Source organism: Pseudomonas entomophila (assembly GCF_023277925.1).
Taxonomy (GTDB): Bacteria; Pseudomonadota; Gammaproteobacteria; order Pseudomonadales; family Pseudomonadaceae; genus Aquipseudomonas; species Aquipseudomonas entomophila_D.
This window is the reverse complement of record NZ_CP063832.1, coordinates 1,173,701-1,189,865: the sequence shown is the minus strand read 5'-3', so window position 1 is coordinate 1,189,865 and position 16,165 is coordinate 1,173,701. Positions and strand designations below refer to the sequence as shown.

The window sequence follows — 16,165 nt, the reverse complement described above, 5'->3', positions numbered from 1 at the left end:
ATCGCGAGCGGTGGTCAGGATGGGTCACTCGGCAAGGTGCAGCGCGGTGTAGTAGCCCGCTTGCAACTTGGCATAGGCCCGACGGATCTCACCTTCATCCACCCCGACCAGCGGCTGCCCCTGGCTCATGGCGGGCTGGCCGATGCCGCGCAGCAGCACGAAGGGGTAGTGCCCAGCGTTCAGGCGAATGCGCCCGCGCTTGTTGTCCTGGCGGACACGCGCCATGACCTGGTCGAACGACGGCGAGCGTTCCAGGCCCAGCGGCGCGCCGCAGCGCAGCAACAATTGAGCATGCAGGTGTTCTTCCTGTGCGCTGAGCCAGCCACGTTCCCGGGCGATGGCGGCGGCCACCAGCATCCCCAGGCCGACGGCATGGCCGTGGGTCAGGGTGCCGGTCTCCAGCTCCAGGGCGTGACCGACGGTGTGCCCGTACTCCAGCACCACGCCCAGCTCATGCTCCAGCGGGTCGTCCAGCAGCAGTTGCTGCTTGGCCTGGATCCCCAGCTCGACCAGCTCGATCCAGCCGGCCGGCGACGTATCCGCCACCAGGCGTTCGAGCGCCGGCACGGTCGCGGCATCGAAGGCCAGGCCGTTCTTGCACAGTTCCACCACGCCGGCGGAGAACGCCGGTGCCGGCAGGCTTTGCAGGTACTGCACATCAACGCAGCACAGGCTCGCCGGGTGATACAGGCCGTACATGTTCTTCGCAGCGGCGCCGTTTACCGCCTGCTTCTGCGACAGCACCGAGTCGGACATCGCCAGCAGCGTGGTCGGAATGTGCACCAGGCGAATGCCGCGATACAGCAGGCCAGCCAACATGCCGGCCAGGTTGCCGGTCAGGCCGCCGCCGAACGCCACCACCACGGAGCGCCGGGTCGCGCCACCGGCCACGGCCTGGTCGAGCAAGCCCTGCAGCACGCCGAGGGTCTTGGCCGCCTCAATCGCGTCCACCAGCAGGCAGGTTACCGGCAAGTGGCGTTGCAGGGCATCGAGCAGCGGCGCGCCCCACAGTTCGTAGACCTGTCGATCGGCCACCAGCAGGATATGCGCGGCCTGCTCGCTGACCCGCTGGGCAATCTGTGCGGTGAAGCGGTAACCCAACAGCATCTCCATGCGCTGCTCAGCAAAGCGGAAATCCAGGGTCCGTACCGGCTGCTCCTGGGTCGACCGCCGTGCCGGTGGGTTCTGCAAAAGCGAGTTCATAGCCCCTCTCCTTGACCCGCACGCAGTTCGTGCGCGTGCTCCTTGACCTTGGCGAACGCCTGCCCGACATGGACCATGGCCTGGTCGTCGGCGAGGAACAACCAATGGGCCAGCATCACATGCCGGCGATGCGCGGCTTGGGCGCATCGCAGCGGTTGCGGCACGCGCGGGGCCGTCAACAGGCGCTGGGAATGGCCGGGCGCGAGTACCGCGAACGCGTCCATCGGCGGATAAGGCGGGTGCACCCAGCAGCCCAGTTCGGCGGACAGTGCCCGGCACACTTGCTCTATTGGCACGCCGTCGAACTCCGGGGCTTCCAGGCGCACCGGAAAGTGGTACAAGGTGGTCCGCTCGGTGCCTGCGGCGCTCTGCTGGAAGGCGAACCCGCCAATCTCCTGCAGGAACAGGCGCAAGCGCTGGGCCTGGCGGGCGCGCTGGGCATTCTCGTGGTCCAGGTCTTCCAGGCGGCTGAGCAGGATCGCCGCCTGGAGTTCACTGAGGCAGGCGTTCTGGGCAAAGCCCTGGCCGCCCTCCTCCAGCGTCATGTAGCCCGCCGGCACCGCCTCGGTGACCCGTTGCCGACCGTCCGCGCGCAGGCGGAAGATGCGCGCGGCCAGGTCGGGGTCGTCACAGATGCAAGCACCGCCCTCGCCGCTGGTCAGTACCTTGCCGTTCTGCATGCTGAAGGTGCCGACCGCGCCAAGCGTCCCCACATGCCGCCCCCGCCACTGGGCGCCATGGGCCTGGGCGCAATCCTCGATCAGGTGCAGGCCATGGCGGCGAGCCATCGGCAGCAGCGCGTCCAGGTCGGCGATGGCGTTGTACAGGTGCACCACCATGATCGCCCGGGTGCGTGGGCCGATCGCCGCCTCCACCGCATGGGGGGCCAGGCACAGCGAGTGGGGATCGATATCGACGATGACCGGCACCGCGTTGATCGCCAGCACCGCGCTGGCGCAGGCCACCCACGTCAGCCCGGGAACGATCACCTCGTCCCCGGCGCCGATGCCCAGCGCCTGCATGGCCGCCATCAAGGCGCTGGTGCCGTTGGCCGTGGGCACGCAGTGGCGCACGCCGTTGTAATGGGCGAAGGCCTCGGCAAAACGCTGGTCCCAGGTCGGGTTGCCGTCGGTCTCCAGGCCACTGACCGACCAACGCCCGCTGCGCATCACCGTGAGCAGGGCGCGTTCGCTTTTCACCGTGGACTGCGGCCATTGTGGCCAGGCCTGGCTGTGCACCGGAGTGCCACCGAACAATGCCAGGCCGCTCATGGGTGGGCTCCGGCGCTGGCCTGGGTCGGCCCGCTGGTCTGGCGCAGGTTGGACACGCCGCCCAGGTAGTAGCGCACGGTGGCGCGCTGCGAGCAGGCGAACTTCACCCCTTGCTCGCGCACCCGCTGGAACAGCTTGTCGTCTTCCCCGACCCGCAGGTCCACCTCACGCTGGCTGAAGCGCTCGTCGAAGCCCAGGTTGCGCAGGCACTCGGTGCGGAACAGCCATTCGTTCATGTCCACGGTGGCGCAGCTGTCGGGCTCCTCGGGGCCGCGCACACCGTCACGCATCACTGGGCTGCCGGGGCTGAAAACACCGTGGGCCAGGCCCCAGCGGTACATCCTGTCGGCCACCACCGGGTCGTCATGCCAGGGGTAATGGGTGAACGGGAACGGCGTGCCGTCCGGGTTGAGCACCTGGCGCCAGGCATGGGCCGCCTGCAGCTGTGGATCCTCCAGGCACTGGCAGAGGGTCTGCAGGTGCTCAGGTTCGAGTGCGTTGTCATCATCGAGGAACGCCACCAGCGGCTGCTCCACCTGCGCCAGCGCCGCGGCCCGCAGGCGAGCCATACGCTGTGAGGAAGCGCCTTGGAACGGCTGCCCTTCGAGCGGCTGCCACACCACCCACTCCCGCCACCCCACCAACGCCGGATGCGTCCGCAGGGCCATGGCCCGTTCGGACAGGATGCGATGCTCGACACGCAGGCCGCCCTGCTGCGCGGCGACGCTGGCGATACAACGCGCCAACGCCTGTGGGCGATCTACGGCGAAGGTCAGGATACAGATGTCAGCCAAGGGTCCAGACACGTTCACCTCCAATCAAATGAGCATGGGTTGCCACCGAGGCCAGGTCTTTTGCCGCCACCTGAGAGGCATAGCCGGCCAGGTGCCTGAGCTTTTCCGGCAGCCAGTCGGCCAACGGCGTGAGCAATGGCCGCAAGCCCTGGGCGGTGCGCGCCAACTGCTGCGCCAGGGCGCCTGCCGACAACTCGCCGGCATAGGGCAAGTCTTCATAGAACAGCAGCGGGCAGACATCGGCGAACACCCGTTGCGCCGCCCGACGCGTGAGCAGGTGGTCGACGTGCCCACCTATCCCCAGCGGCGCATAGACCCTGGCCGGCCGGCCCTGCTGCAAGCGCTGGCGCAACCAGCGCTCCAGGCGTTCGAGCACCGGATCGTCAGGCGTGGCGCCGTCGGCGATGAACAGCGAATCGACATCGGGATAGCCACGCAGCGGGGCTTCGGCCAGGTGCAGGCACTCGTGGGCCAAGTGCAGCGCGGCGCAGAAACGTGCTTCTTCAGCCTGGCGCCAGCTGGAAATCTGCGCCTGGGTGTTCAGCGCCGGCGCGTAAGGGGCGAAACGGCTCTGGGAAAAGACCGTCAACAGGCGCACGCCCTGCCCGTGCTCCGCCCCGCTGAGCAAGCGCCCCGCCAACGAATAGGCGATGTCGTCGCAGTGGGGCGACAGCAACCAGGCCTCGCCTCGACTGCTCACGGCCGCGGACCTGCCGCCAGCACACGGGCATAGGCCGCGTTCAGGGTGGCCAGCGCCCGGGCCGGGGCGAACTGCTGCTCGAAACGTTCGCGCAACTGCTCGCCCAGTAGCTTGCGGCCCTGGCCATTCAGTGCTTCCGCCAAGGCATCAGCCATGGCGCGGGTGTCGCCGACCGCCGTCAGCCATGGGTACGCCTGCCCACACACCCAACGCGCACCGCTGGTCGCCGAGGCCACCAGCGGCCGGCCCCTGGCCGCCAGTTCCAGGAGTGCGACCGGCGCGCCTTCGAACAGTGAGCTCAGCACGAACACATCGGCGCTCGCGGCCACTTCATCGATGCCACCGAAAGGTTCGAAGCCGCCGGCAAAATCCACCGATGCCTCGATGCCCAGCATCCGCGCCAGATTATCCAGGCGCTGCTGATCCTCGCCTTCGCCCCAGAGGCGCAAGGTGGCGCGTGGGCAGCGCTCAAGCAACAAGGCGAAGGCCGCCAGCAGGAACTCCAGGCCCTTTTCCGCCGACAAGCGCGAAATACACCCCACCACCAGCCCATCATGCTGACGCGCCGTTACCGTGGCCGGCACACTGACCAAGGTGTTGGCCAGGATGGTGACATCCCCTCGAAAGGTGTAATGCTCCCAAGCGTGAAGGGCTGCGTCGGGGTTGAGCACCAACAGCCCGTCGAGCTCGCGCAGGCGTTGTTTCAACGCGCTCGGCAACCACCAGCATCGGGGGCTCAGGTCGGTGGGCTCCCAACCGATGACAGGCACCGCCGAGCACCGGTCCAGCCACGCCAGGCAATGGGCTTCGATGGGCATGAACTGGATCAGGTCGGCGGGCCGTGCCGCCAGCAGGCACGCCAGCGTGTCGGCCATGACCATCGCGCTGCCATCCGGGTCCTGAACCACACTCAGGCCATCGACCTGTAACAGTGCCTGCCACGCCGGGTGCACTTCAGGCCCGGTGAGCAAGCGCACCCGATGACCGTCGCCAGCCACCAGCCGGGCAAAGGTCACGGCGGCGTACTCACTGCCACCCAGGCCTGCCAGCGAGGGCACCACCCAGATCAGTTCCAGCGCAGGCTTCATGGGCGCACCAGCTGAAAGAACCCACCCTGTTCACCGGGCGCGCCAGCAAGGTCGCGCCCGCTGATACGCTCGACCACGAAGCCCGCTCGTTGCGCGGCTTCGACCAGTTCGGCATTGCTGTGGTTACGCTGGCGGATGGTCTTCCAGTCGCGCCGCGCTTCGCGCCCTTGGTTATCGATGAAACTGTACAACTGGTGGCTGACCAGCCAACGGCTCTCGGGGTCGTACTCCTCCCACCCCATCATCGCCACATGCAGTGGCCCCTGTTCACTGGCGATGCCACCCGCCAGGCCATGACTCTGCAGGGGCTTGGGGAATGGCGCCGCGGCGGCAGCCAGGCGGGCTGCCGAGCGTTCACGCATATCGGTCAGCAACTGGCCACCGGGGCGCAGCGCGGCATGGGCGATGGCCATGAAGCGCCGCAACTGGTCGAGGTCGAAATGGGTCACGAAGTCATCGGCGGCGACCAAGGCATCGAAGGTCTCGCGCGGTGATTCGTCGAGCACACTGCCGTGGGCCCAGCTCAAACGGGCCCGAACCTGTGGCGCGAGGGCACCGGCCTTGGTGGCCAGGTAGCCCAGCATCGCCTCGCTGATGTCCAGCCCATGCACCCTGTGGCCATCCTCCAGCAGCGGCAGAGCCAGGCGCCCGGTACCGCAACCGATGTCCAGCACCTGGCGCGCCGGCCCGCGCAACTGCTCGCGGTACCAGGCGATGGTGTTCGCGGAGTCGGCGTCCCCGGCGCTGGCATCGAACAAGGCCGGGTCGTAGAAGTTCGCCAGCCAGGGTGGGTCGAGGGTCATGTCACGAAGGTTCACAGGGTCACCCTATAGTTGGCCCACTCAGGCTCCAGCCAGTCTTCCAGGTCCATGTAGCGGCGCTCGTAGCACCAGTTGCAATCGGCGCACTGCTTGATGGCCGGCCCGCCCAGGCGCTGGTGATGCTCGGCGCGCAACTGGCGCATTTCGGGGCCATTCCAGAAGGCCGCGAAACCGCCCTGCTGCCAGTCACCAAAGGTGAACTCGTCGCGGCCGTTGAGGTGGTCGCAGAAGCCCAGGCGCCCACGGCTGTTGATGTAGAGGTATTGCCAGGGGTGGATGCAGACCTTGTTCACGGCGTGGTGCTGGATGCTGGCCGCGGAAAGTGCCGCCGACAGCTCGAGTTGCAGGTGGTGCCGACGTTGCAACTGACCAAGTCGGGCCATTACCGTGGCGACCTTTTCGGCGTGGAACTCCAGGCGATTGGGGTCTTCGTCGGGCGCCCACAGCGGTTCGAACTTGAACCGGCGTACGCCCAGTTCCATACCCAGGGTGATGATGGTTTCCAGTTCGTCGAGGTTGCGCCCGCTGACGGTCACGCACAGGTAGAGTTTTTCCGCCGGGTCATACCCGGCCTCGCGCTGGGCCTCGGTGAGCAGGCACAGGTTGCCCAGCACCTGCCGAAGTTCGGCGCCACCACGCAGTTCGCGAAACAGCGGCGCCGTGGCGGCATCGAACGAGACGCCCACGGTGATGCCCTCATGCCCCAGGCGCTGCCACAGCTGCGGTTTGCGCACCACCGCGTTGGTGATCAGCTTGAGCTTGACCGGATAACCCAGCGCCACGTCCAGGTAGTCGAGAAAGCCTGGCACGATGGTGCTCTCGCCCCAACCACGCAGGTCGACGAATTCGGCGGTGGGAAACAGCGCGGCCGCTATTTCCTTGAACATCGGCAGCGGCAGGATATTGCCTTTGACCGGGCTGCACCGACACATCGGGCACACCAGGTTACAGCGGTCCGTCAACTCGACGTAAATAGCACGCGGTAATTCGGCATGGGTCACCGGATCACGACAGGCACTTTTAAGCTGAATAAACTGAATACTATCAGTCATGGCCGTACGCCCCTACTTCCCTGCATATCCGTGGGACCAATAATTTGACTCTTCCCTAACCCCGAACCCGATAACGTTCTGCCTGCCAGGCGCGTGGTGAAGTTCTACGATAGCACTGGTTTTCAGCAGCGCAATATTTGCCAAACCCATGCAAAAGCAGCAAAAAAACCGCCGACAAACGGCGCCAGAAAGGGCTTGCAGCACTGCTAAGCTGGGCATTCAGTGCGCCACCAACTTGCAAATAAACTTCTTCTCAGACCCACAATATGACTATTGCTTTTTATATAACACCCGCCGACAAAGCCATAACTTAGGCAAGGAACTCGCCTAGCAAAAACAGCAATGGATGGCGCTTGCATTGTGAGTCGCCCGCACAATGAATCACGCCCCACATACACCGTTGTATATTGGGAGTCGCTCGCCTGTGATCATTACCCGCACGCCTTATCGTATTTCGTTCTTTGGCGGCGGCACGGATTATCCCGCCTGGTACAAAGCCCATGGCGGTGCGGTACTGTCTACCGCCATCGACAAGTATTGCTATATCAGTTGCCGCCACCTGCCGCCGTTCTTCGAACACCGGTTCCGGATAGCCTATTCACGGATCGAGAACGTGATGCACCCCCGCGAGATCGAACACCCTGCGGTGCGCGCCGTGTTGCAGTACCTGGGCTGCGAGGACGGCCTCGAGATCCATGTCGACGGCGACCTGCCTGCCCGCTCGGGCATGGGCTCCAGTTCCTCCTTCACCGTCGGCCTGCTGCACGCATTGAAGGCCCTGCACGGCCACGTCATCGCCCGTGAAGCGCTGGCCAGGCTGGCCCAGCATGTGGAGCAGCAGGTTATCGGCGAAAGCGTCGGCTCCCAGGACCAGATCGCTGCCGCGGTCGGCGGCTTCAACCGTATCGACTTCCTGCGCGGCGAAGGCGGTTTCACCGTCACCCCGGCCGCTGTGCCAAGGCCTCGTCTCGAGGCACTGCAAGCCCACCTGATGCTGTTTTTCACCGGTTTTTCCAGGATCGCGGCCAAGGTTGCCCAATCGAAGATCGACAACCTGGGCAACCGTCTCGCTGAGCTGACCCGCCTCCATGCCATGGTCGACGAGGCACTCGCCATCCTCCAGGGCCCAGGGCCGCTGGAGGCCTTCGGTGAGTTGCTGCATTGCAGCTGGCTGCTCAAGAAAAACCTGTCGAACCAGGTCAGCAACCACGACATCGACCACCTCTACACCATCGCCCGCTCTTCTGGCGCCATTGGCGGCAAGCTGCTGGGGGCTGGCGGTGGCGGTTTCATGCTGCTGTTCGTCAAGCCTGAGTTGCAGGCCCAGGTCCGCGAAAGCCTGCGCGACCTGGTGCATGTGCCTTTCCGGTTCGAGCAGTCCGGCAGCCAGTTGATGCGCTACCAGCCCAGCGCCTTCTGATACAGGAGCCCAAGACATGTCCATACGTACCGCTGTGGTTCTGGCCGGAGGCCTGGGCACACGCTTGCGCAGCGTGGTCAGCGACCTACCCAAGCCGATGGCGCCCATCGCCGGGCGACCGTTCCTGGAGTATCTGTTCGACTACTGGATCGACCAGGGCATCGAGCGCTTCGTGCTCTCGGTCGGGTATCGCCATGAAGCGATCGTCGAGCACTTCGGTGACGGCTACCGGGGCGCCACGCTGCACTATGCGCGGGAGCCGCGGCCCCTGGGCACAGGCGGCGGGCTACTGATGGCGCTCGAACACCTGACGGAGGCCGACGAGAACTTCCTGCTGCTCAATGGCGACACCTGGTTCACCCTGGACCTGGCCACGCTCCAGCAGTACGCCGAGCAGCACCACGCCGACTGCTGCCTGGCGCTGTTTCGCAACGGGGAACCCCGGCGTTACACAGGCATCACCCTCGATGACAGCGGTCATGTCCTGGCCTTCGCCCATACCCGCGCCGATGCGGCGGCATGGGTCAATGGCGGGGTCTACTGGATGCGCCGGGCGTGCCTGGAGTACCTCGCCCATCGGGCCGGGCAGGCAGCGTCGTTGGAAGAGCAGCTGCTGCCGCAGTGGCTGGACAGTGGCTTGAATGTGCTGGGGTTCGAGGCGTCGGGGCGGTTTATCGACATTGGGTTGCCCTACGACTACCAGCGTGCGGATGCGCTGATCAATGCCCGGCGTTGAGGGGGGGCGGCGATGGCTTTGCAACGCGCATGAGATCGAGCGCCGCGCGGGCGGCGCTCGGTCTTGAGAACGCTGCAAAGCTGCCGGCTTGCGTCTCGCAATAAAAAACCCCGTGACGTGGCCACGGGGTTCTCACGACACCTTAAGGATCAGAACGTCATTTCCTTCACATCGTCCGGCACGATCAACTTGCCGGCGGTCTTCTCGATGATCTCCTCGACACTCACCCCCGGCGCGGTCTCGCGCAGGATGAACGCACCGTTCTCGATCTCCAGGTAGGCCAGGTCGGTAAGCACCTTGCGAATGCAACCGGCACCGGTCAGCGGTAGGCTGCAGCGCGGCAGCAGCTTGGACTCGCCATCCTTCGAGGCGTGGGTCATGGTGACGATGATGTTGTCGGCGCCGGCCACCAGGTCCATGGCGCCGCCCATGCCCTTGACCAGCTTGCCGGGGATCATCCACGAGGCGATGTTGCCCTCCACGTCCACCTCGAAGGCCCCCAGCACGGTGAGGTCGACGTGGCCGCCACGGATCATCGCGAAGGACTGCGCCGAGTCGAAGATCGACGCGCCACGGCGGGCGGTGACGGTCTGCTTGCCAGCGTTGATCATGTCGGCGTCGATCGTGCTTTCGGTGGGGAACTCGCCCATGCCCAGCAGGCCGTTTTCCGATTGCAGCATCACATCCATGTCGGCGGGGACGTAGTTGGCCACCAGGGTGGGGATGCCGATACCGAGGTTGACGTAGTAGCCGTCCTTCAGTTCACGGGCGACGCGTTGCGCCATTTGTTCGCGAGTCAATGCCATGGTCAGGATCTCTTTGTTGTTCTTGAGGACGGCGCTCAGGCCTTGACGGTGCGCTTCTCGATGCGCTTCTCGAAGGTGCCGACGATGATCCGGTCGACGTAGATGCCCGGGGTGTGGATCTCGCTGGGCAGCAGCACGCCGGGCTCGACGATTTCCTCGACCTCTACCACGGTGATCTTGCCGGCGGTGGCGGCCAGCGGGTTGAAGTTCTGCGCGGTGTTGCGGTACACCACGTTGCCGTAGTGGTCGGCCTTCCAGCCCTTGACGATGGCGAAGTCGCCGGTGATCGACTCTTCGAGGATGTACTTGCGGCCCTTGAACTCGCGCACTTCCTTGCCTTCGGCGACCGGGGTGCCGTAGCCGGTGGCGGTGTAGAAGGCCGGGATGCCGGCACCACCGGCGCGCATTTTCTCGGCCAGGGTGCCTTGGGGGGTCAGCTCCACTTCCAGCTCGCCGCTGAGCAGTTGGCGCTCGAACTCGGCGTTCTCGCCCACGTACGAGGCGACCATCTTGCGGATCTGCCGCTCTTCGAGCAGTACGCCCAGACCGAAACCGTCGACGCCGCAGTTGTTCGAGACCACGGTCAAGCCCTTGACGCCACGGCGCTTGATCTCGGCGATGAGGTTCTCGGGGATGCCGCACAGGCCAAAGCCGCCGGCCAGTACCGTCATGTCGTCGGTCAGGCCTGCCAGGGCCTCTTCATAAGTTGCTACACGCTTGTCCAGTCCGGCCATGCTCAGTCGCCTTTTGTCGTTGTTGGAACCGTGCGGTCATCTTCACTGTAGACGACTGATTTGTTAATTTTGTTTTCGTCATCGATTGATAACTTTTGCAAAACAAAGGGCAAGCCTGTCATGAACGTCAAGCAACTGCGTGCTTTCGTCACCGTGGCCAAGTACCAGAGCTTCGCCCAGGCCGGCGAACACCTGCACGTCTCGCAACCGGCCCTGAGCCTGACCATCAAGGCGCTGGAGGACAACCTCGGCGGCGCCCTGCTCACCCGTACCACCCGCAGCGTCAGCCTGACCCCCGAGGGTGAGGTACTGCTGCCCCTGGCCCGGCGCCTGCTGGCCGACTGGGACGACACCGAAGAGCTGCTGCGCCAGCGCTTCACCCTGCAACTGGGCCGGGTGTCGGTGGCGGCCATGCCGGCCTTCGCTGGCAACCTGCTGCCGCAGTCGCTGAAGGTGTTCCGCCAGCGCTACCCCAAGGTCAACGTCACCGTGCACGACGTGATCAACGAGCAGGTGCTGGAACTGGTGCGCCATCGCCGGGTCGAGCTGGGCATCGGCTTCGAGCCCGAGCGCAGCGAGGCGTTGCGTTTCCACCCGTTGTACATGGACCGCTTCGTGGCCGTGGTGCCCGCCGACTCGCCCCTCGCCCGCCAGCCACAGGTGCGCTGGCAGGAACTGCTGGCCCAGGATTTCATCGCCCTGCAGCGGCCCTCCGCCGTGCGCCTGTTGCTGGAGCAGCACCTGGCCGCCAACCATGGCAAGCTGGCGGTGGCCTTCGAAAGCCACCAGCTGTCGACCGTCGGCCGCATGGTCGCCAGCGGCCTGGGCGTAAGCGCCGTGCCGGCGCTGTGCATCGAGCAGATGCAGGAGCTCGGCGCGCGCTGCGTGGCGCTGGTCGAACCCACCATTGAGCGGCGCATCGGCGTGATCGCCCTGAGCGACCACAAGCTGTCAAAAGCGGCCGAGGCCCTGCTCGATGTACTGCTGACCCATACCCTTCCACAGGAGGTGACATGCGTTACGTGAATCTGGCGGGCTCCCGCGTGCCGGCCATAGGCCAGGGCACCTGGTACATGGGCGAGGATCCAGGCCACAAAGCCGCCGAGGTAGCGGCGCTGCAACAGGGGATCGAGCTGGGCCTGACCCTGATCGACACCGCCGAGATGTACGCCGAGGGCGGCGCCGAGCAGGTGGTCGGCCAGGCCATCGCCGGGCGTCGCGACCAGGTGTTCCTGGTCAGCAAGGTGTATCCGCACAACGCCAGCCGGCGCGGCGTGCCCGAGGCCTGTGCACGCAGCCTCAAACGCCTGGGCACCGACTGCATCGACCTGTACCTGCTGCACTGGCGTGGGCAGTGCCCGCTGGAAGAGACGGTGGAGGCCTTCGAACGCCTGGTCGAGCAGGGCAAGATCCGCCGCTGGGGCGTCTCCAACTTCGACCTCGATGACCTGCGCGAACTGGATAGCCCGGCCTGTGCCACCAACCAGGTGCTGTACAACCCGGCCGAGCGCGGTATCGAATTCGACCTGCTGCCGTGGAGCCGGCAACGACAGCTGCCGACCATGGCTTATTGCCCACTGGCCCAGGCCGGGCGCTTGCTGCGTCACCCAGTGTTGGGGGAGATCGCCGAGCGCCATGGGGCGACACCGGCACAGGTGAGCCTGGCGTGGGTGACGCGTGAGGATGGGGTGATCGCCATCCCCAAGGCGGTGAAGCCCGAGCATGTGCGCTTGAACGCCGCAGCCGGGTCGCTGGTATTGGACGACGCGGACCTGCTGGCGATCGACCAAGCGTTCGCGCCACCGACGCGCAAGCAGCACCTGGCGATGCTCTGATGAACCCCTGTAGATACCGGCTTTGCCGGCGAACCAGACGACGCGGTGGTTGGCACCGGCTACACCGGTGATCGCCGGCAAAGCCAGCGCCTACAAGGGCGCGTCTTCCGCCAACCCTCGCAATAATCGGTAATCACGCAGCACCGTCGGCACATAGCGGCGCGTCTCGGCAAACGGGGGTACCACCTTGCCACGGCTGAGCACCGCTTCCGGCCCGGCGTTGTAAGCGGCCACCGCCAACGTGATGTCGTTGTCGAACAGGGTCAGCATGCGCTTCAAGTAGCGAGCGCCCCCCTGCAGGTTGGCTTGCGGGTCCAGCACATCCTTCACCCCCAGTTCCCTGGCGGTGTCCGGCATCAACTGCATCAACCCACCCGCGCCCTTGGCCGAGCGCGCTTTGGGGTTGTAGCCGGACTCGGCCTTGATCAGCGCATGCAACAAGGCCTGCGGCACATCGTTGGCCAGCGCGGCGGCGGCCACCAGGTCGGCATACGGGCGCCCGGTGACCAGCTGTGCATCGACCGGCCCGCTGCCCGCTTCGCTGATCACCCGCTCATAGTGCCGCCCCGGCCGATGCACGTTGGACAGCACGTAACCGCCCTTGCCATCGCTGGAGACATACACATCGGCCTGGGCGCCCAACGCCAGCAGCCCGGTCAACCCGAGAATCAGTCCACGCATGTCGGTCGCCTCCCACCGTGGCCCCCGATGTGGGGGAAATGCCCCGGAAAACCCGAGGCCTGCAATGACGACGCAAGCCCCGTGCCGCTTGCCACCCCGCATGGCGCAAGGGCCCGGCGCAGACGTGCACGGCAGTTGCATGAGCCCCCTGCACACGCAACGGAGGGTTCCCCCATGCAGCGCAGACATTTCGCCCAACGTGGTTTCACCCTGCTCGAACTGCTGGTGGTGCTGGTGGTGCTCGGCCTGTTGGCCGGCATCGTCGCGCCCAAGTACTTCAGCCAGCTCGGCCGCTCCGAAGCCAAGGTGGCGCGAGCGCAGATCGAAGGCCTGGGCAAGGCCCTGGACCTGTATCGCCTGGAAGTCGGCCACTACCCCAGCAGCGAACAGGGCCTGCAGGCCCTGGTGGTCGCGCCCAGCGGCGAGGCGCGCTGGTCGGGCCCCTACCTGCAGAAAGCCGTGCCCCAGGACCCGTGGGGCCGCGCCTACCTCTACCGGCAACCGGGGGAGAACGGCGGCGAATACGACCTGCTGTCGATGGGCAAGGACGGCCAGCCCGGCGGCGACGGGGAAAACGCCGAGATCACCAGTTGGCAGTGAGGGCCCAAGCCATGCGCTTTCGACTCAAGGCCCTGGGCAGCCAGGGCGTGGTGCAGTTGCACGTGGAAGCCGAGGACATCGAGCAGGCCCGACGCCAGGCCCAGGACCAGGGCTTGCGCGTGCTCAGCGTGCGTGGCCAGGGGCTGGGCCTGCGCGCCCTGCCCTGGCGCCGCGCGGCGGCCTTCGACCTGGTGCTGTTCAGCCAGGAACTGGCGACCCTGCTCAACGCTGGCCTGCCCCTGATCGACGCCCTGGAAAGCCTGGCTGAAAAGGCCAGCGCCGGTACCGCGCGCAAGACACTGGAGCTGCTGGTGCGCCAACTCTACGAAGGCCGTTCGCTGTCCCAGGCCCTGGCCGGGCAACCGCAAGTGTTCCCCAGCCTCTACGTGGCCCTGGTGCAGTCCAGTGAGCGCACCGGCGCGCTGGGGGATGCCCTGGCCCGCTACATCGGTTATCGCCAACGCCTCGACCTGGTACGGCAGAAACTGGTCGGCGCCTCGGTGTACCCACTGCTGCTGTTGCTGGTGGGCGGCGGCGTGGTGCTGTTCCTGCTGGGCTACGTGGTGCCGCGTTTCAGCCTGGTGTTCGAGGGCATGGGCACCGAACTGCCCTGGTTGTCGCGGGTGCTGATGCAGATCGGCTTGTTCCTGCACGCCCAGCAACTGCCCCTGGGCCTCGGCGCCCTCGGTGGTATCGCGATGCTGGTCGCCCTGCGTCGCCATCCCGCCGTGCGCCGCTGGGCCAGCCGCCAGTCACGTCGGATCCCGGCCCTGCACCGGCGCCTGGTGATGTACGAGCTGGCGCGTTTCTATCGGTCGCTGGGGATCCTGCTGCAGGGCGGCATCCCGATTCTTACCGCCCTGGGCATGGCCCGCGGGCTGCTGGGCAGCGCCGCGGCGGACGGCCTGGAGCACGCCAGCCGCCGCGTTGGCGAAGGCCTGCCACTGTCCGACGCACTGGAAACCGGGCAACTGGTGACGCCGGTTGCCTTGCGCCTGCTTCGTGCGGGCGAGCAGTCGGGCAACCTGGGCGAGATGCTCGAACGCTGCGCGGACTTCCACGACCAGGAGATCGGTCGCTGGGTGGAGTGGTTCGTCAAACTGTTCGAGCCGCTGCTGATGACGTTCATCGGCCTGCTGATCGGGCTGATCGTGATCCTGATGTACATGCCGATCTTCGAACTGGCTTCAAGTATCCATTGAACGCGCTGGCAAATAGCCACAGGCCTGACTTAGCATGCGCCGTTTACCCCGAGAGCCTTGCACCGTGCCGCTTAGCCTGCCGACCCTGATGCTGGTCGCCGTGTTCATCTTCGCCCTGATGGGCAGCCTGACCCTGCACGCCTGGCGCCGCTGCGCCGGCGACCCGAGCCTGGGCTACCTGGGGGCGATGCTGCTGGCCTGCACACTGGGGGTCAGCCTCAACGCGTTGCGCGGCATAGGGCTGGATTACCTGGCGCTGGTGCTGGGCAACATCGTCCTGCTGGTCGGCGCGGGGTTGGGGTGGACCGCCATGCGCGTGTTCGGCGGGCGCACCGTGCATTGGCCGCTGGTGTTCGCCGGCGCGCTGCTCTGGTGGCTGTTCAGCCTGTGGCCGGGCTTTTACGCCGCGCTGGACCTGCGGGTGCAGGCCTACTCGCTGCTGACCCTGCTCTACACCGGGCTGTGCATCCGCGAACTGTACCGCCCACGGGTCCGTCTGCCGGTGTCGTATACCCCGGCGCTGATCCTGACCGGGCTGCATGGCGCGGTGTATTTCGCGCGCCTGCTGATCGACGACGGCGCCGCCCTGGACCAGGCCATCGTCGACCAGGGCAGGCACCCGGGCTTCTTCGTCTTGATCCTGTTCGAGTCGATGCTGTTCGCCATTGGCATCTCCTATGTCACCCTGGCCATGGTCCGCGAGCGCGCCGAAGTGCAGCTACGCAACGCCGCCTACAGTGACCCGCTGACAGGCATCGCCAACCGCAGGGCGTTCATGGAGCACGGCACCCGCTTGTTGCAGGAAAGCGCGGCGCGGCGAGCACCGGTGGCCTTGCTGCTGTGCGACCTGGATCACTTCAAGCGCATCAACGACCAGTACGGTCACCCCAAGGGCGACCAGGTGTTGCTGGCGTTCGCCGAGGAAACCCGTCGTCACCTGCGCGAGGGCGACCTGTTCGCCCGGATTGGCGGCGAAGAGTTCGCCTGCCTGCTGCCTGGCGGCAACGAAGCGGCGGCCGAGCACGTTGCACGGCGAATCTGCGCGGCATTCGCCGCCTTGCCACTGCTGGAGCCCGGTGCGCTGGGCGTGAGCATCGGCATTGCCAGCCAGCCCGCGCAGCAATGCGAGCTCTCTCGGCTGCTGTCGATGGCCGACCACGCCCTGTACCAAGCCAAGCAGCAAGGGCGCAGCCGGGCCTTGCAGTACGCTGGATAACGGCCG

General features: G+C 66.2%; 17 protein-coding genes. 7 read left to right on the top strand and 10 right to left on the bottom strand.

All coding sequences use genetic code 11. The annotated features are described in order from the left end of the window. Window positions 1-24: 24 nt before the first annotated feature. From IM733_RS05405 to IM733_RS05375, 7 genes are read right to left on the bottom strand one after another with little or no spacing between them, the layout of a single operon-like run. The gene (locus IM733_RS05405) at window positions 25-1,203 is read right to left on the bottom strand and encodes a 3-dehydroquinate synthase family protein (protein ID WP_248919885.1); all 1,179 of its coding nucleotides are present in this window, start codon (window positions 1,201-1,203) and stop codon (window positions 25-27) included. Beyond that, window positions 1,200-2,474, bottom strand: coding sequence for a DegT/DnrJ/EryC1/StrS family aminotransferase (locus tag IM733_RS05400; protein ID WP_248919884.1), 1,275 nt, complete (start codon window positions 2,472-2,474; stop codon window positions 1,200-1,202). Before IM733_RS05400 ends, IM733_RS05405 begins: the two co-directional genes overlap by 4 nt. After that, window positions 2,471-3,280, bottom strand: a complete 810-nt coding sequence (locus IM733_RS05395; protein WP_248919883.1) for a glycosyltransferase — start codon at window positions 3,278-3,280, stop codon at window positions 2,471-2,473. Before IM733_RS05395 ends, IM733_RS05400 begins: the two co-directional genes overlap by 4 nt. After that, window positions 3,261-3,968, bottom strand: coding sequence for a PIG-L deacetylase family protein (locus tag IM733_RS05390; protein WP_248919882.1), 708 nt, complete (start codon window positions 3,966-3,968; stop codon window positions 3,261-3,263). Before IM733_RS05390 ends, IM733_RS05395 begins: the two co-directional genes overlap by 20 nt. Next, window positions 3,965-5,056, bottom strand: a complete 1,092-nt coding sequence (locus IM733_RS05385) for a glycosyltransferase family 4 protein (protein WP_248919881.1) — start codon at window positions 5,054-5,056, stop codon at window positions 3,965-3,967. Before IM733_RS05385 ends, IM733_RS05390 begins: the two co-directional genes overlap by 4 nt. Continuing rightward, a complete protein-coding gene (locus IM733_RS05380) occupies window positions 5,053-5,874 on the bottom strand; it encodes a class I SAM-dependent methyltransferase (RefSeq protein WP_248919880.1) in 822 nt (273 codons plus the stop codon). Before IM733_RS05380 ends, IM733_RS05385 begins: the two co-directional genes overlap by 4 nt. Beyond that, on the bottom strand, window positions 5,871-6,809 hold the full coding sequence (locus IM733_RS05375) for an SPASM domain-containing protein (RefSeq protein ID WP_248919879.1): 939 nt from the start codon (window positions 6,807-6,809) through the stop codon (window positions 5,871-5,873). Before IM733_RS05375 ends, IM733_RS05380 begins: the two co-directional genes overlap by 4 nt. 544 nt (window positions 6,810-7,353) lie before the next feature. Between IM733_RS05375 and IM733_RS05370 the strand changes: the two genes are divergently transcribed. Together IM733_RS05370 and IM733_RS05365 are read left to right on the top strand one after the other, a co-directional pair. Next, entirely contained in the window at window positions 7,354-8,349 is a 996-nt protein-coding gene (locus IM733_RS05370; protein WP_248919878.1) for a kinase, read from the top strand. 16 nt (window positions 8,350-8,365) lie between these two features. Continuing rightward, window positions 8,366-9,085, top strand: a complete 720-nt coding sequence (locus IM733_RS05365; RefSeq protein WP_248919877.1) for a nucleotidyltransferase family protein — start codon at window positions 8,366-8,368, stop codon at window positions 9,083-9,085. A gap of 149 nt (window positions 9,086-9,234) precedes the next feature. On the opposite strand, the gene IM733_RS05360 is transcribed toward IM733_RS05365, so the two are convergent. Together IM733_RS05360 and IM733_RS05355 are read right to left on the bottom strand one after the other, a co-directional pair. Next, window positions 9,235-9,891 carry a CoA transferase subunit B gene (locus tag IM733_RS05360; protein WP_011533670.1) on the bottom strand — a complete coding sequence of 219 codons (657 nt, stop codon included), beginning with the start codon at window positions 9,889-9,891 and terminating at the stop codon, window positions 9,235-9,237. A 35-nt stretch (window positions 9,892-9,926) separates the two neighbouring features. Further along, window positions 9,927-10,625, bottom strand: coding sequence for a CoA transferase subunit A (locus tag IM733_RS05355; RefSeq protein WP_011533669.1), 699 nt, complete (start codon window positions 10,623-10,625; stop codon window positions 9,927-9,929). Window positions 10,626-10,745: 120 nt separating this feature from the next. Here IM733_RS05355 and IM733_RS05350 point away from each other — a divergent pair, with 120 nt between their 5' ends. Next, complete coding sequence (locus IM733_RS05350) at window positions 10,746-11,651, top strand: LysR family transcriptional regulator (RefSeq protein ID WP_213660863.1); 906 nt, start codon at window positions 10,746-10,748, stop codon at window positions 11,649-11,651. Further along, a complete protein-coding gene (locus IM733_RS05345) occupies window positions 11,639-12,460 on the top strand; it encodes an aldo/keto reductase (RefSeq protein WP_248919876.1) in 822 nt (273 codons plus the stop codon). The genes IM733_RS05350 and IM733_RS05345 overlap by 13 nt, the downstream gene beginning before the upstream one ends. 90 nt (window positions 12,461-12,550) lie before the next feature. On the opposite strand, the gene IM733_RS05340 is transcribed toward IM733_RS05345, so the two are convergent. Next, window positions 12,551-13,141, bottom strand: coding sequence for a lytic transglycosylase domain-containing protein (locus IM733_RS05340; RefSeq protein WP_248919875.1), 591 nt, complete (start codon window positions 13,139-13,141; stop codon window positions 12,551-12,553). Between the two features lie 174 nt (window positions 13,142-13,315). Between IM733_RS05340 and gspG the strand changes: the two genes are divergently transcribed. From gspG to IM733_RS05325, 3 genes are read left to right on the top strand one after another with little or no spacing between them, the layout of a single operon-like run. Then, on the top strand, window positions 13,316-13,741 hold the full coding sequence (gspG, locus tag IM733_RS05335; RefSeq protein ID WP_240066012.1) for a type II secretion system major pseudopilin GspG: 426 nt from the start codon (window positions 13,316-13,318) through the stop codon (window positions 13,739-13,741). Window positions 13,742-13,752: 11 nt separating this feature from the next. Beyond that, on the top strand, window positions 13,753-14,943 hold the full coding sequence (locus IM733_RS05330; protein ID WP_248919874.1) for a type II secretion system F family protein: 1,191 nt from the start codon (window positions 13,753-13,755) through the stop codon (window positions 14,941-14,943). Between the two features lie 34 nt (window positions 14,944-14,977). Next, window positions 14,978-16,159, top strand: coding sequence for a GGDEF domain-containing protein (locus tag IM733_RS05325; RefSeq protein ID WP_248919873.1), 1,182 nt, complete (start codon window positions 14,978-14,980; stop codon window positions 16,157-16,159). Window positions 16,160-16,165: the final 6 nt, after the last annotated feature.

Bases quoted from the DNA above. Each gene is read 5' to 3' on its own strand.
- IM733_RS05360 (WP_011533670.1), bottom strand. From the start codon at position 9,891: ATGGCATTGACTCGCGAACAAATGGCGCAACGCGTCGCCCGTGAACTG.
- IM733_RS05345 (WP_248919876.1), top strand. From the start codon at position 11,639: ATGCGTTACGTGAATCTGGCGGGCTCCCGCGTGCCGGCCATAGGCCAG.
- IM733_RS05385 (WP_248919881.1), bottom strand. From the start codon at position 5,056: ATGAAGCCTGCGCTGGAACTGATCTGGGTGGTGCCCTCGCTGGCAGGC.
- gspG (WP_240066012.1), top strand. From the start codon at position 13,316: ATGCAGCGCAGACATTTCGCCCAACGTGGTTTCACCCTGCTCGAACTG.
- IM733_RS05325 (WP_248919873.1), top strand. From the start codon at position 14,978: ATGCGCCGTTTACCCCGAGAGCCTTGCACCGTGCCGCTTAGCCTGCCG.
- IM733_RS05365 (WP_248919877.1), top strand. From the start codon at position 8,366: ATGTCCATACGTACCGCTGTGGTTCTGGCCGGAGGCCTGGGCACACGC.
- IM733_RS05405 (WP_248919885.1), bottom strand. From the start codon at position 1,203: ATGAACTCGCTTTTGCAGAACCCACCGGCACGGCGGTCGACCCAGGAG.
- IM733_RS05340 (WP_248919875.1), bottom strand. From the start codon at position 13,141: ATGCGTGGACTGATTCTCGGGTTGACCGGGCTGCTGGCGTTGGGCGCC.
- IM733_RS05330 (WP_248919874.1), top strand. From the start codon at position 13,753: ATGCGCTTTCGACTCAAGGCCCTGGGCAGCCAGGGCGTGGTGCAGTTG.
- IM733_RS05375 (WP_248919879.1), bottom strand. From the start codon at position 6,809: ATGTGTCGGTGCAGCCCGGTCAAAGGCAATATCCTGCCGCTGCCGATG.
- IM733_RS05355 (WP_011533669.1), bottom strand. From the start codon at position 10,625: ATGGCCGGACTGGACAAGCGTGTAGCAACTTATGAAGAGGCCCTGGCA.
- IM733_RS05350 (WP_213660863.1), top strand. From the start codon at position 10,746: ATGAACGTCAAGCAACTGCGTGCTTTCGTCACCGTGGCCAAGTACCAG.
- IM733_RS05400 (WP_248919884.1), bottom strand. From the start codon at position 2,474: ATGAGCGGCCTGGCATTGTTCGGTGGCACTCCGGTGCACAGCCAGGCC.